Below are 14,719 nucleotides of genomic sequence, written 5' to 3' on the forward strand. Positions count from 1 at the left end.
CACCGACGGCGCCGAGCTACCGTGAAGGAAGCTCCCGCCCTCGCCGACGCCCGCACCGTGGCGAGCTCCGATCGTGCCGACGTGACATAGCTCCCGTCCGTAGGAGATCGACTACACCTTTACTGATCGGTACCGTCCACGGGAACAGCGGCTGCCGGACCCGGCGGCCGGAATGACATCGCCACCTTCAGTCCGTACGCCCGCACCACGACAGGGGTCAACGATGTTCCGCAAGGTATTGGTCGCCAACCGGGGCGAGATCGCGATCCGCGCCTTCCGCGCGGCTTTCGAGCTCGGCATCTCCACCGTGGCCGTGTTCCCTTACGAGGACCGCAACTCGCTTCACCGGGCCAAGGCGGACGAGGCCTACCGGATCGGTGAGAAGGGCCACCCGGTACGCGCCTATCTCTCGGTCGACGAGGTGATCAGGGCCGCGCGCAAGGCCGGCGCCGACGCCATCTACCCCGGCTACGGCTTCCTCTCGGAGAACCCCGACCTCGCCGCCGCGTGCGCCGAGGCCGGGATCACCTTCGTCGGGCCCCCCTCCGCCGTCCTGCACCTCACCGGCAACAAGTCCCGCGCGGTGGCCGCCGCCCGTGCGGCCGGGGTCCCCGTCCTGAAGTCGTCCGAGCCGTCCACGGACGTGGACAGGCTGGTCGAAGCCGCCGACTCCATCGGCTTCCCGGTGTTCGTCAAGGCCGTCGCAGGCGGCGGCGGGCGGGGAATGCGTCATGTCACCGAGCCCGCGGAGCTGCGGGACTCCATCGACGCGGCGATGCGCGAGGCGGAGTCGGCGTTCGGAGACGCCACCGTCTTCCTGGAGCAGGCCGTCGTCAACCCGCGCCACATCGAGGTGCAGATCCTCGCCGACACCGAAGGCAACGTCGTCCATCTGTTCGAGCGTGACTGTTCGGTGCAGCGGCGCCACCAGAAGGTCGTCGAGATCGCGCCCGCTCCCGCACTCGACCCGGATCTGCGCGATCGCATCTGCGCCGACGCCGTCGCGTTCGCCCGGCACATCGGCTACGTCAACGCGGGAACCGTCGAGTTCCTGGTCGACGAGCGCGGCAACCACGTCTTCATCGAGATGAACCCCCGTATCCAGGTGGAGCACACGGTCACCGAGCAGGTCACCGGACGGGACCTGGTCATCGCCCAGCTGCGGATCGCCGACGGAATGACGCTTCCGGAGCTGAACCTGACGCAGGACGACATCGTCCTCACGGGCACGGCCCTGCAGTGCCGTATCACCACCGAGGACCCCGCCAACGGATTCCGCCCCGACACCGGCACCATCTCCGCGTACCGCTCCCCGGGCGGCCCCGGCGTACGGCTCGACGGCGGCACGGTCCACACCGGCGCCGAAGTGTCGGCCCACTTCGACTCGATGCTGGTCAAGCTGACCTGCCACGGACACGACTTCGCCAACGCCGCACGCCGTGCACGGCGTGCGATCGCCGAGTTCCGTATCCGCGGAGTCGCCACCAACCTGCCCTTCCTCGGTGCCGTGCTCGACCACCCCGGATTCCGCGAGGGCCGTGTCACCACGAGCTTCATCGCCGAGCATCCGGAACTGCTCCGGGCGCGCCCCTCGGCCGACCGCGGAAGCCGCATGCTCACCTATCTCGCCGAGACGACCGTCAACCGTCCCCACGGCCCGCGTCCCCAGGTCATCGACCCGGCCGCCAAGCTGCCTCCCGCCGCTCTGGACCAGGCACCGCCGGCAGGCTCCCGGCAGCGCCTCGCGGCGCTCGGGCCGGAGGCGTTCGCCGCGGAACTGCGCGCGCAGCGGGCCGTCGCGGTGACGGACACGACCTTCCGCGACGCGCACCAGTCCCTGCTGGCCACCCGGGTGAGGACGCGCGATCTGCTGGCCGTCGCCCCGTACGTCGCGCGCACGGCACCGGAGCTGCTGAGCCTGGAGTGCTGGGGCGGCGCCACCTACGACGTGGCCCTGCGCTTCCTCGCCGAGGACCCCTGGGAGCGTCTCGCGGCCCTGCGGGAGGCGGTGCCCAACATCTGTACGCAGATGCTGCTGCGGGGACGCAACACCGTCGGCTACACGCCCTACCCCGTCGAGGTGACCGACGCCTTCGTCGCCGAGGCGGCGGCGACCGGCATGGACATCTTCCGGATCTTCGACGCGCTCAACGACGTCTCGCAGATGCGTCCCGCCATCGACGCCGTACGGTCCACCGGCACGGCGCTGGCCGAGGTCGCCCTGTGCTACACCGCGGACCTGTCGGACCCGGCAGAACAGCTCTACACGCTCGACTACTACCTGCGCCTCGCGGAGCAGATCGTCGAGGCCGGCGCGCACGTCCTGGCCATCAAGGACATGGCCGGCCTGCTGCGCCCGCCCGCCGCCCGCACCCTGGTGACCGCACTGCGCGAGCGCTTCGACCTTCCGGTGCATCTGCACACCCACGACACGGCGGGTGGCCAGCTCGCGACACTGATCGCCGCGATCGACGCGGGCGTCGACGCCGTCGACGCCGCCGTCGCCTCGATGGCGGGCACCACCAGCCAGCCGTCCCTGTCGGCGCTCGTCGCGGCCACCGACCACACCGAGCGCACCACCGGGCTCTCGCTCGACGCGGTCGGAGCGCTCGAACCGTACTGGGAGGCCATGCGGAAGGTCTACGCGCCCTTCGAGTCGGGGCTCACCTCGCCCACGGGGCGCGTCTACCACCACGAGATCCCCGGCGGACAGCTGTCGAACCTGCGTCAGCAGGCCATCGCGCTCGGGCTCGGCGACCGCTTCGAGCTGATCGAGGACTGCTACGCGGCCGCCGACCGGATGCTGGGCCGGCTGGTCAAGGTGACGCCCTCCTCGAAGGTGGTGGGAGACCTCGCCCTGCACCTGGTCGGAGCGGGCGTCGAGGCGGCCGACTTTGAATCCGATCCCGGCAAGTTCGACGTACCGGACTCGGTGGTCGGCTTCCTCCGCGGCGAGCTGGGCGACCCGCCCGGCGGCTGGCCCGAGCCGTTCCGCACCCGCGCGCTCCACGGCCGCCCCGCGCAGGCCGAGGACCCGACCCTGTCGGACGAGGACCGTCAGGGGCTGGCCCAGGACCGGCGGGCGACGCTCAACCGGCTGCTGTTCCCCGGCCCGGCCAAGGAGTTCGACGCCCATCGCGAGGCGTACGGCGACACGTCCGTACTGCCCACGCAGGACTTCTTCTACGGCCTGGAACCGGACACCGAGCACACGGTCACCCTGGAGGCCGGTGTCACGCTGCTGATCGAGCTCGAGGCGATCTCCGAGGCCGACGAGCGGGGCTTCCGTACGGTCCTGGCCACGCTGAACGGCCAGCTGCGCCCGGTGGCGGTGCGGGACACGTCCGTCGCCACGGAGGTCAAGGCCGCCGAGAAGGCCGAGCGCGGCAACGACCGGCATGTCCCCGCTCCGTTCGCGGGCGTCGTGACGCTCCAGGTGGAGGAGGGCACTTCGGTGTCGGCGGGACAGACGGTGGCCACGATCGAGGCGATGAAGATGGAGGCCTCCATCACCGCCCAGTCCGCGGGCACGGTCGCGCGGCTGGCGATCGGAAAGATCCAGCAGGTCGAGGCGGGCGATCTGCTCATCGAGATCGGCTGACGCCCGCTGCGTGTGTACGTGAGTACGTGCGCGTGCTGCGCGCGTAGCCGGCCCGGGAGAGGTTCCCGGGCCGGCCGCCCGCGTACGGGCGCCGGTCGGCGACGGGTCTCCGGTAAGGACTACGCCTGTGCCGCCTGTGCGGTCAGGAGCGCCAGCGGGGTCGCGGCCGCCCATGCCTGCGGCGAGTTCGCGTGCGGATACGGGACCACGGTCGCGTGCTCCTCGCGCCCGTATCCGGCGAGCACCTCCGGGAGACGGTAGCCGTGCAGGACCGCGGCCGCCGTCAACCCGGAGGTGAGCGCCCGCAGTTCGGCGCCGCAGCCGTAGCGGGCGAGGCCGAGGGCGATGACGGCGTTGTCGTGGGGCCAGGCGCTGCCCCGGTGGTAGGACAGCGGATGGTACGGCGCCTGTCCCGATGCCAGGGTGCGGATCGCCCAGCCGGAGAAGAAGTCGGGCTCCAGCAGGCGCCCGGCGACGCGTTCCCCGTGCGGCTGGTCGAGGATGCCGGACCATAGCAGGTGGCCGGCGTCGGAGGCGAGCACGTCCACCTGCCGTCCCTCGCCGTCGAGCGCGAGGGCGGGGAAGTCCTGGCCGGACATCCAGAAGTCGCGGTGGAACCGCTCACGCAGAGCGGCGGCCGTCGCCTCCAACCGCCCGGCCCAGTCGGCGTCGTGCCACACGTTCCGCGCCAGCCGCGCGGTGCGCACGAGCGCGTCGTAGGCGTACCCCTGGGCCTCGCAGACCGCGATCGGGCCCTCGGCCTGGGTGCCGTCCGTGAAGCAGATCGCGCCGGCGGAGTCCTTCCAGTTCTGGTTGACCAGCCCCTTCGGGTCGGGGTGGTAGACGAGGTAGCCGTGCCGGGTCAGGCCGCCGTCGGTGAGCATCCAGTCGACGGCGGCCCGGGCGTGCTGCTCGAGCCGGAGCGCGAGCGAGGTGTCGCCGGTGGTGTCCGCGTACGCGCCGAGGAGCACCAGGAAGAGCGGTGTGGCGTCGACCGAGCCGTAGTAGCGCCCGTAGGGCACCTGCCGGAAGTGGGCGAGCTCGCCGTGGCGGACCTCGTGCACGATGCGGCCCGGCTGCTCCCCGCGGAAGTCGTCGTAGGAGCGGCCCTGGGTGGCGGCGAGCGCGAGAAGGGTGTTCTCGGCGGTGTCCGGCCGGTAGGGCAGCAGGAAATACGAGGTGAGGAGCGAATCGCGGCCGAACAGGGTGAGGAACCAGGGGATCCCGGCGGCCGGCACGGTCAGTCGCTCGCCGTCGATCCCGTCGGCGGGAACCTGGAGGAGATCGAGGTCCGTGAGCCCTTGCCGGCAGGCGCGCAGCAGGTCCGGGTCGGCGGACCCGGGCAGAGCCACCTCGTCGGACGGCGCGGGGAGCGGGACGGCCTGTGCACCGTGCGGGTGGGCCTCGGCGGTCAGGCGCAGTTCGGCTTCGCCGTGCGCAGGCAGCGTCAGCTCCCAGGCCAGACGCCCTGCGGTGACGGTGTCCGGCGCGGGCCGCGCGGCGACGGTCGTACGGGAGTGCCAGTGGCCGCGCCGGTAGCCGAACTCGACACCGTCCGCGCGTAGACGGGTCTCGTGCTCGGCGTCCGGCTTCGGATAGGCGCGGTCGTCGGCGCGCAGCTCGAACTGGTCCGCGAAGTCGGCGTCGAGCGCGAGTTCGATGTGCGTGGTCAGCGCCGTCGGGCCGTTGTTGACCAGACGCACCCTGTCCACGAAATGCCCTGCCCCGACCGACTGTTCACGGAAGACGGTGTAGGCGGGCGGCGCGTCGCGCGTGCCGGCGGGGGTGAGGACGCTGGTCGACGGGGCGGTGTCCGACGCCGGAACGAGCACGGTGGGGACCGTGCCGTCGACCGTCAGCTCCCAGCGGCTCAGGTGGCGGGCGTCGCGCAGGAACAGCCCGTCCGGCGTCGTCCCCCGGGAGCCGGTGATCGAGCCGTCCGGGCCGAGAATCGCGAACGTACCGTCGCGGACGAGCAGAACGCGGCCGGAGGGTGTCATCGAGCGGTCTCCTGATGGTCCGGGCGCGGGTTCGCGAGCAGATCGAGGGTGAGGGCGGCCGTCCAGGCGAAGTCGAGAGTGCCCCGGCCCTCGCCGGTGAACGGGTCGACGTACTCGGCGAACCCCGAGGTCCCGGCCGCCGTGAGGAACGCGGCCCGCAGCCTGTCGGCGCGGCCGTCGGCGCCGTACAGACGCAGGCCGCGGTCGATGAGCCAGGCGGTGTTGAACCAGGCGGGTCCCCGCCAGTAGCGGGTCCGGTCGAAGGCGTGGCCGCTCAGCGCGTAGCTGGCGACGAGGCCGGTGTCCGACGCGCGGAAGTGGGGGCCGTCGAGCGTGTCGAGCAGTGCCCGCACGATGTCGTCGGGCAGGCCCGGGACGATCAGCGGCACGAGCCCGGCGATGCTGCGTTCCCGTACGAGCTCGCCGCCCACCAGGTCGCGGCAGAGGAACAGCCCGGCCTCCGCGTCCCACAGGCGGGTGACGAGGGCGTCCGTCAGACGCTGCGCGCGCTGCTCGTGGCGCAGCGGGTCGGCGCCGGTCGCCCGGGCGATACGGGCGAGCGCGTACTCGGAGACGATCAGCAGGGCGTTGAAGCACGGGTCCTCGACGGCGAAGGCGTGCTCTCCGTCCGCGTACCCGCCGTCGCGGTAGTCGGCGGCGAGCCGCACGTACCGTCCGTAGTCGACGTCCGTGGGCCGGTCGTCGGCGTGGCCGTGGTCCAGGTCGGCCCGGCGGAAGGAAGCGGGATCGGCCGGCGCGACACGGGAGAGCGGGACGTCCCAGCAGGGACTGTTGTCCATGCCCGGCTCCCACGGGTGCATCACCGCGGCGAGCCCGCCCCCGCCGAGGTCCCGGGCGGACAGCAGGTAGTCGTGCCAGGCCGCGAGACCGGCGTACACACGGGAGAGGAAGCCGCGCCGGACCGACTCGGCCGGGTCCGCCTCGTGCACGAGCCACGCGGCGAGCGCGTGCACGGGCGGCTGGACGATCCCGGAGGTCTCGGGAGCGGCGGGGGCTCCGGCGGCGGCGCCTGCCTGCGACGAGCGCCAGAAGTCCGGGCTCGGGAAGTAGGCGTCCAGGGGCACGGCCGGATTGAAGGCGATGTGCGGGATGCGCCCGTCGGCCCACTGGGCGCCGAGCAGCGTCTCCAGTTCGCGTTGGGCGCGGCGGGGCGACAGATGCCGCAGCCCGATCGCGACGAAGGCCGAGTCCCAGCTCCACTGGTGCGGATACAGGGTGCGCGAGGGGACCGTGGAGGAACCCGTCCAGTTGTCCAGGAGTACCCGTGCCGCACCGCGCCGCAGTGTCAGGTCCGCGGCAGCGGTGGGCACGGGCTGATCGAGGGCGGCCGCCTCGCCGGACGGTGTCCCGTCGGACGGCGCCTCGCCGGACGAGGACTGGTCGGCGACCACTGCGTCGAGGAGGGTCGTCATGCGCCGGACCGCCGAAGGAAGCCGGGGACGGAGCGCACGGCCTCGACCGGGTCGCCGGTCAGCCGGCATTCGGCGGCGAGGTAGCCGTCGTAGCCGATGGTCTTCAGCGCCCCGAGCCAGGCGGGCCAGTCGAGGTGGCCCGCGCCCGGCTGGAAGCGGTTGGAGTCCGAGACCTGGGCGTGGCCGATGACGTCCGCGTGGGCGAGGATCGACGCGGCCGGATCGGACTCCTCGATGTTCATGTGGTAGCTGTCGATGCCGATCCGCACGCCGTCGGAGCCGACGGTACGGATCAGTTCCGCCGCCTGCTCCAGCCGGTTGACCATGTGGTCCTCGTAGCGGTTGAGCGGCTCCAGGTAGAGGGTGACGCCCTCGGCCCGGGCGTGCTCGCCCAGCTCGGCGAGGCCGGCCAGCAGGACGTCGCGGTCCTCCGCCTCGCTGCGCGGCGGCTCGAAGGGAGGCAGCCGGCGCGAGAACATCCCGTACGACGCCGGGGTCTGGGCCCCGAGGCCGCCGAGTTCCCCGATGACGGAGAGCTGGGACTTCATCTGGGCGATCGCGTCCCGGCGCAGCTCCACGTCGAAGGCGCCGAAGAAGTGGAGCATCTCGACGCAGACGGTCGGCATGACGACGCCGTCCTTGAGCGCCTGCCGCAGCTCGGGCAGGCGTCCCCGGAAGTGGAAGTCGCCCTTGGCGCGCAGCTCGATCGCGTCATAGCCGGCTGCCTGCGCGAACTCCCATTTCTCCTGGAGCGTGTCGCCCGGCAGCAGCTGTTCCTGGGCGGCGGTCTTGAGCACGGTCTTGCTCCCTCGGTAACGCGGAAACGTCGGAAAGTCGGATACGTGGAGCCCCGGACACTCGCCGGGGCCGAAGGCTCAGAACTCCAGGACGACCTGGAGCGCGTCGGCGGGGCGCTCGTCCAGCAGGACGTACGCGTCGGCCGCGTCCGCGACCGGGACGACATGGCTGACCAGAGCCTCCACGTCGACCTGGCCTTCGGCGACCAGCCGCAGGAACGTCCGCTGGAGGCGCTCGACCGTCCAGCGCCCGGCGAGCTGCGGCGGCACCCCGCCGATCTGCGAGCAGATCAGCTGCACCCGGTTGTGGTGGAACTCGTCGCCGAGACGCAGCCCGGCGCCGTCCCCCTGGTAGAAGCCGGAGGCGACGACGCGGCCGCCGACGGCGACCGAGCGCAGGGCCTCGTGCAGGGCGGGGTAGGCGCCGCTGATCTCGACGGCGACGTCAGCGCCCAGTCCGCCGGTGGCCTCGCGGACGCGTTCGGCGACCGCGTCGGTGCGGGCGTTGAGCGTGTACTGCGCGCCGTACGCCTTGGCGCTCTCCAGCCGTACGTCGAGGGCGTCCACGGCCGTGACGCGGGCGCCGTTCAGCTGGGCGAGGCGGGTGGTGAGGAGTCCGATGACGCCCTGGCCGAAGACGGCGACGTCCTCTCCGACGTGGATGTCGGCGGCGAGGACGGCGTTGTAGGCGATCGCGCCGACGCGGGCGAAGGCACCGGCGAGCGGCGCGAGCCCGGCGGGCAGGGTGTGTCCGGCCATGCGCTCGGCGGGGACGATGCCCTCGCTGCGGTGGCCCCAGATGCCCCACACGAGGTCGCCCGGCTCCGGCATGCCGGGAGTGCCGACGAGCTCGGGGGAGACCTCGGTGACCTCGCCGACCTCGGAGTAGCCCCAGCCCGCGACCGGGTACTCGATGCCGGCGGCGCCGTCGCGGAACAGCCGGGCCTCGGGGTCCCAGGTGCGGGTCAGATACGGGTTGGTGCCGCGGTAGGCCGTCAGCTCGGTGCCGGCGGAGATGCCCGAGTAGCGGGTGCGCACCCGCAGGTGTCCGGGCGGCAGCGGGGCGGAGGCGTGCTCCGCGACCTCGACCTGGCGGGGGCCGGTGAATTGGACGACACGTTCCACGAGAGGGCTCCGAGGGGGGTTGGGTTCACCACTTAGGTTGAGAATATCTTCGACTTACGTCTTGTCAACACGCAAAAGTGATGCTGAGATGCTTCATCGGTAGACGTAAGTCGGTGATGGCTCAGACGCCGGCACCGAGGCACTGAGGACGGGACATGCGCAAGAGGACCCGGTGGTCGAAGGCGACCCCCCGACGGTCGAAGGTGATCGCAGCCGGTCTCGCGGCGGCACTGGGCATGGGAGTGCTCGCCGGCTGCTCCGGCGGCGGAAACGGCCCTGGTAAACCCGACAAGCGGATCACCGTGTGGTCCCAGGAGAACCTGACCCCGCGCGTGGCGGCCACCGAGAAGATCATCGGACGCTTCGAGAAGGAGACCGGCATCCAGGTCGATCTCGTGGGCGTCGACGAGGGCCAGATGCCCCAGCTGATCATGTCGGCCGCCGCCGCCGGGAAGCTCCCCGACGTCATCGGCGCCGTACCGATGGGCCAGACCTGGCAGATGTACGGCAACGGGCTGCTCAACACCGACGTCCCCGAGGCGATCGTCGACGAACTCGGCCCGGGGACCTTCAACGCCAACGCGCTCGGCCTGACCGCCGACGGCGCCACCCAGCTCGCCGTCCCCTCCGACGCCTGGCTGCAGCTCCTCGTCTACCGCAAGGACCTGCTCCAGCAGGCCGGGCTGAAGACGCCCGACACCTACGACGCACTCCTCGCCGCGGCGAAGGGACTCGACACCAAGGGACGGGACGGCATCGCGGCCGCCACCGACCCCAGTGACGTCTTCACCCACCAGAGCTTCGAGAACATCGCGCTCGCCAACGACTGCCAGCTCACCGACGACAAGGGGACGGTGAAACTCGACTCGCCGCAGTGCGCCACCGCGTTCGAGGCGTACGACACCCTCGCCCGCGGCCACGGCGCACCCGGCACCCAGACCGTCGACTCCACCCGCGCCACCTACTTCGCCGGCAAGTCCTCGATGATCGTCTGGTCGTCCTTCCTCCTCGACGAACTCGCCGGGCTGCGCAAGGACGCCCTGCCCAGCTGCGCCGAGTGCAAGAAGGACCCCGGCTTCCTCGCCGCCAACAGCGGCATCGTCACCGCCCTCAAGGGACCCGACTCCGCGAAGCCGGCCCAGCTCGGCGAGGTCACCTCCTGGGTGACGACCAGGACCGCCGAGACGGACGCCTCGCGGAAGTTCATCGAGTACATGATGGGCGCCGGGTACGAGGACTGGTTCGGCATGGCACCCGAAGGCAAGATCCCCGTGCGCAAGGGAACCGCCGAACAGCCGGAGAGGTACCTGGACGCCTGGCGGCACAGCGAGATGGGCGTCGACACCCTTCGCCCCATGAACGAGGTCTTCTCCGACCGGCTCCTCGACCAGCTCGCCGACGGCGTCAGCAACATGCAGCGCTGGGGGATCACCCAGGGCGAGGGCGCCCTCGTCGGCGCGATGAACGGCGAACTGCCCGTCCCCAAGGCCATCGGTGCCATGACCAGCGGCCAGACCTCCCCGGACGAGGCCGCCCACGAGGCGAACGAGGAAGTCGCCGCCCTGCAGAAGTCCCTCCAGTAGGCCGAGGAACCGACCCATGACCACAGCTCAGCGCGGCGCGACGGAGCGCCGCCCCACGGACGGCGGCCCCACGAACGCCGGCCCCAAGATCCCCCGCAAGGCCCGGCGCCCGCTCACCGCCACGCGCCCGCTCACCGCCGCCCGGCGCGAGAACCGCGCGGGACTCGCCTTCGTCTCGCCCACCTTCCTGGTGGTGCTCGTCGTGGTCGTCCTGCCCATCCTGTGGACCGTGCTCCTCGCGTTCCAGGACGCCAAGCTCGTCGACATCCAGGGCATGGGCCTGTTCGGCAACTGGACGCTCGACAACTTCCAGCAGGTCTTCGGCTCCGCCGGATTCTGGAGCAGCCTCTCCACGACCGTCATCTACACCGTCGGTGCCACCGTCGGATCGCTCCTGCTCGGCCTCGTCGCCGCACTCGCGCTCCGCACCCCCTTCCGAGGCCGCGGACTGCTGCGCGGCGCGATGCTCCTGCCGTACGTCGCCCCGGTCGTCGCCGTCGCGTTCGTCTGGGAGGTCGCGCTCAGCCCCCAGTACGGCATCGTCAACGAGTGGGGCCGCTCGCTCTTCGGCTGGGACGACCCGATCGCGTTCCTGTCCACGCGCGAGTACGAGATCGGCCTGTTCGGGCTGCACTTCGACATCCCGCTGTCCCTGCTCACCGTCATCGCCTTCGAGATATGGCGCTACTTCCCCTTCGCGTTCCTCTTCCTCCTCGCCCGGCTCCAGGCCGTACCGGACGTACTCGAGGAAGCCGCCAAGGTCGACGGCGCCACGCCCCTGCAGCGTTTCCGCCACATCCTCATGCCGCAGCTCATGCCGGTCATGGCGCTGCTGTGCGTCCTGCGCTTCATCATGACGTTCAACAAGTTCGACGACGTCTACCTGCTCACCGGCGGCGGCTCCGGAACCGACGTCGCGGCCGTCCGGGTCTACGACTTCCTCACCGCCCGCTACGACGTCGGCGCCGCCTCGGCCCAGGCCCTCGTCCTCGCCGGCGTCCTCGTGGTCCTGCTGGGCCTCTACTTCAAGTTCTTCGGCAAGAAGATGCAGGAGGAGCAGTCGTGACGCGCATCTCCACGACCCCCCGTACGCCCATGAGCCGGGCGCAGTTCGAGGAACGGCTCATCCGTGTCCTGCGCTGGATCGTGATCGCGTTCCTCGCCGCGATCACGATCGTGCCCTTCTACTACATGCTGCTGCTGTCGGTGAAGTCCATCGACGCGCTGCTGCTCGACCCCGGGTCCCTGTGGGTCTCGGCGAAGGACTTCACGCTCGACACCTACCGCAATGTCATGACGCCCGCCGAGGACGGCGGACAGGGCTTCACACGGCTGCTGCTCAACTCCGCGCTCGTCTCCCTCGGCACGGTGGTGCTCACCCTCGCCGCCGCCGTCCCCGGCGCGTACGCCATCAGCCGCCTCAGGTTCTTCGGCGGCCGGCAGGTGAGCGCCCTCTTCCTGGCCGTCTACCTCTTCCCCGCCACGCTGCTCGCCGTCCCGCTCTTCGTGATGTTCGCGAAACTCGGTCTGTCCTCCAGCCTCGCCGGCCTCGCGATCGTCTACGTGGCGCAGACCGTGCCCGTGTCGATCTACATGCTGAAGAACTACCTCGTCACGATCCCCTCCTCGATCGAGGAGGCCGCCGCCCTCGACGGCTGCTCCCGCCTGCAGACCGTGCGCAAGGTGATCCTGCCGCTCGCGACCCCGTCGCTGATGGCCACCGGGCTGTACGTCTTCATGATCGCCTGGAACGAGTTCCTCTTCGCGCTGCTCTTCCTCGCCGCCGACCCCGGCAAGTGGACCGTCTCCCTGGGCCTCGCACAGCTCGCCAACGGCATCGAGGTTTCCAAGACCGTTCTGATGGCCGGGTCCGTGGTCCTGACGATCCCCGTGGTACTTCTGTTCTTCGCCGCCGAACGCCTCCTCACCGAGGGACTGACCAGCGGCGCGGACAAGAGCTGAGGGGACGGGGACCACCACCATGCCGGGGAACCAGGCGAGCGCCGGACACCTGTTGCGGCTGATCCGCAGCGGCGAGGCGACCACACGAGGCGACCTCCAGCGCGCCACCGGTCTGTCACGGTCCACCGTCGGGCACCGACTGGACCAGCTGTTCGGGGCCGGCTGGCTGCGCGACGCCGCGGGCACCTCGACCGGCGGACGCCCGTCCGCCCGCATCGAGTTCGACCCGAAGCACGCCGTCGTACTCGCCGTCGACCTGGAGACCCGGCACGCCCGCGCGGCGGTCCTGGACCTCACCGGCACGGTGCTCGCCGTCCGCTCGGGAGCACTGCTGATCGGCGACGGGCCCGTGGCCGTCCTCGGCGAACTGGCCCGCTGGTTCGCGCCGCTGCTCGCCGAGGCGGGAGCCGGACCCACGGACGTGTGCGGCATCGGCCTGTCCGTCCCCGGACCCGTCGACTTCGGCACCGGACGTGTCGTCCAGCCGCCGATCATGCCCGGCTGGGACGGCTTCCCCATCCGCGAGACGATGCAGGAGGCGTACGAGGAACACGTCGGCCCCTCGCGGGAACCGGGCCCCGTGCCGGTGCTCGTCGACAACGACGCCAACCTGATGGCGTACGCGGAACACCGCGCCGCCCACGCGGGCTGCTCGGCCTTCCTCCTCGTCAAGGCGTCCACCGGCATCGGCGCCGGCGTCGTCGTCGACGGCGGGATCTACCGCGGCATCGACGGCAGCGCCGGCGACATCGGACACATCAGGCTGCACGACCGGCCCGACGCGCTGTGCATGTGCGGCTCCTACGGCTGCCTCGCCGCCGTCGCGAGCGGACGCGCCCTTGCGGCGCAACTGTCCGAACTCGGTGTCCCGACCACCTCCGGCTCCGACGTCCGCCGGCTCCTCGCCGAGGGACAGCCGGACGCGGTCCGCCTCGCACGCGAGGCCGGGCAGCTCATCGGCGAAGTGCTCGCCACCGTCGTCACGTTGCTCAACCCCGGCGTGCTGGTCCTCACCGGCGACCTGGCCGGGACCCCCTTCCTGACGGGCGTGCGCGAGCTCCTCTACCAGCGCGCCATGCCTCGTACCACCGCCCACCTCGACGTGGTGACGGGCAGACTCGACGACCGTGCGGGCCTGACGGGCGCCGCCGCCCTCGTCGTCGAACACCTCTACGCGCCCGACCTGGCCGACCGGCGCCTCGCCGCCCTCAACGCCACCGCCGATCGCAGACACGGAGCCCCCGCATGAACACCCCCTGGACGCTGCCCCCGGTGAAGGTCGGCCTGATAGGCGCCGGCCCCTGGGCCCGTGCCATGCACGCCCGGATGCTCGCCGCCGGGCCGGAGACCGAACTCGCCGCGGTGTGGGCGCGCCGCCCGGAGGCGGCACACGAGACCGCCGCGCCCTACGGAGTGCCGGTCGCCGCCTCGTTCGACGAACTCCTCGACCGCTGCGAGGCCGTCGCGTTCGCCGTGCCGCCCGCCGTACAGGCGGAGCTGGCCGTACAGGCCGCGAAGGCGGGCCGCCACCTGTTGCTGGAGAAGCCGCTCGGCCCGGACGTGCCCTCGGCACGGCGGGTGGCGGACGCGGTCGCCGAAGCCGGGGTCGTGTCCCAGCTCGTCCTCACCAAGCGCTACCACCCGGTGACCCGCGAGTTCCTGCGCAAGGCGGCCGAGCTGGAGGTCACCGGAGCACGGTCCTGCTACCTCCACGGAGCCTTCCTCGGCGGAGACTTCGCCACCGCTTGGCGCCTCGAACACGGTGCCCTGCTCGACCTCGGACCCCACCTCCTCGACCTCCTCGACACCGCGGTCGGCCCCATCGCCGCCGTCCACGCGACGGGGGACCCGCGCCGCTGGATCGAGCTCACCTGCGAGCACGAGAACGGCTCGGTCAGCCAGGCCTCCCTGTCCGGCACCGTGAACCTGCCGGGTGCCAGAACCCGCATCGAGCTCTTCGGCCCCGAGCGGGAACTCGTCTACGACACCGCCGAACTCGACCACGAGGAGTGCTGGCCCATCCTGCGCAACGAGTTCGCCCACGCCGTACGCGCCGGCAGGTCGACCCCGATCGACGCGGCACGCGGCCTGCGGATCCAGGAGCTGCTGGCCCTCGCGTCGCCCGCATCCTGACGGTGAACCGGCCGGGGCCGGCTCCGCGAGGAGACCGGCCCCGGCGGCCCGTTCGTGTCGCGGCGGGCGAGCCACGCGTCGGCGA

10 protein-coding genes are annotated in these 14,719 nt (G+C 71.7%); 6 read left to right on the top strand and 4 right to left on the bottom strand.

The features are described 5' to 3' along the window. The first annotated feature begins 223 nt into the window (after positions 1-223). A complete protein-coding gene (locus OG766_RS32305) occupies positions 224-3,601 on the top strand; it encodes a pyruvate carboxylase (protein WP_328726941.1) in 3,378 nt (1,125 codons plus the stop codon). A gap of 119 nt (positions 3,602-3,720) precedes the next feature. Here the strand turns inward: OG766_RS32305 and OG766_RS32310 are convergent, their stop codons facing one another. The 4 genes from OG766_RS32310 to OG766_RS32325 all read right to left on the bottom strand — a co-directional run bounded on the left by OG766_RS32310 (position 3,721) and on the right by OG766_RS32325 (position 8,956). Then, a complete protein-coding gene (locus OG766_RS32310; protein WP_266385499.1) occupies positions 3,721-5,601 on the bottom strand; it encodes an amylo-alpha-1,6-glucosidase in 1,881 nt (626 codons plus the stop codon). Next, positions 5,598-7,034: an MGH1-like glycoside hydrolase domain-containing protein gene (locus OG766_RS32315; protein ID WP_328726942.1), complete on the bottom strand. Its 1,437-nt coding sequence runs from the start codon at positions 7,032-7,034 to the stop codon at positions 5,598-5,600. The genes OG766_RS32310 and OG766_RS32315 overlap by 4 nt, the downstream gene beginning before the upstream one ends. Continuing rightward, positions 7,031-7,831 carry a sugar phosphate isomerase/epimerase family protein gene (locus OG766_RS32320; RefSeq protein WP_266385493.1) on the bottom strand — a complete coding sequence of 267 codons (801 nt, stop codon included), beginning with the start codon at positions 7,829-7,831 and terminating at the stop codon, positions 7,031-7,033. Before OG766_RS32320 ends, OG766_RS32315 begins: the two co-directional genes overlap by 4 nt. Before the next feature lie 78 nt (positions 7,832-7,909). Then, positions 7,910-8,956, bottom strand: coding sequence for a zinc-dependent alcohol dehydrogenase (locus OG766_RS32325; RefSeq protein WP_328726943.1), 1,047 nt, complete (start codon positions 8,954-8,956; stop codon positions 7,910-7,912). A gap of 155 nt (positions 8,957-9,111) precedes the next feature. On the opposite strand from OG766_RS32325, the gene OG766_RS32330 reads away from it, so the two are divergent. Genes OG766_RS32330 through OG766_RS32350 form a run of 5 tightly spaced genes read left to right on the top strand, consistent with a single transcriptional unit; the run spans position 9,112 to position 14,634 of the window. Further along, a complete protein-coding gene (locus OG766_RS32330) occupies positions 9,112-10,539 on the top strand; it encodes an ABC transporter substrate-binding protein (RefSeq protein WP_328726944.1) in 1,428 nt (475 codons plus the stop codon). Between the two features lie 16 nt (positions 10,540-10,555). Continuing rightward, on the top strand, positions 10,556-11,605 hold the full coding sequence (locus OG766_RS32335) for a carbohydrate ABC transporter permease (protein WP_328726945.1): 1,050 nt from the start codon (positions 10,556-10,558) through the stop codon (positions 11,603-11,605). A gap of 29 nt (positions 11,606-11,634) precedes the next feature. Next, entirely contained in the window at positions 11,635-12,501 is an 867-nt protein-coding gene (locus OG766_RS32340) for a carbohydrate ABC transporter permease (protein ID WP_328727559.1), read from the top strand. 19 nt (positions 12,502-12,520) lie between these two features. After that, the gene (locus OG766_RS32345; protein WP_328726946.1) at positions 12,521-13,750 is read left to right on the top strand and encodes an ROK family transcriptional regulator; all 1,230 of its coding nucleotides are present in this window, start codon (positions 12,521-12,523) and stop codon (positions 13,748-13,750) included. Then, the gene (locus OG766_RS32350; RefSeq protein WP_266385478.1) at positions 13,747-14,634 is read left to right on the top strand and encodes a Gfo/Idh/MocA family protein; all 888 of its coding nucleotides are present in this window, start codon (positions 13,747-13,749) and stop codon (positions 14,632-14,634) included. The genes OG766_RS32345 and OG766_RS32350 overlap by 4 nt, the downstream gene beginning before the upstream one ends. Positions 14,635-14,719 lie beyond the last annotated feature (85 nt).

This window comes from Streptomyces sp. NBC_00259, from assembly GCF_036181745.1.
GTDB classification, from domain to species: domain Bacteria; phylum Actinomycetota; class Actinomycetes; order Streptomycetales; family Streptomycetaceae; genus Streptomyces; species Streptomyces pratisoli.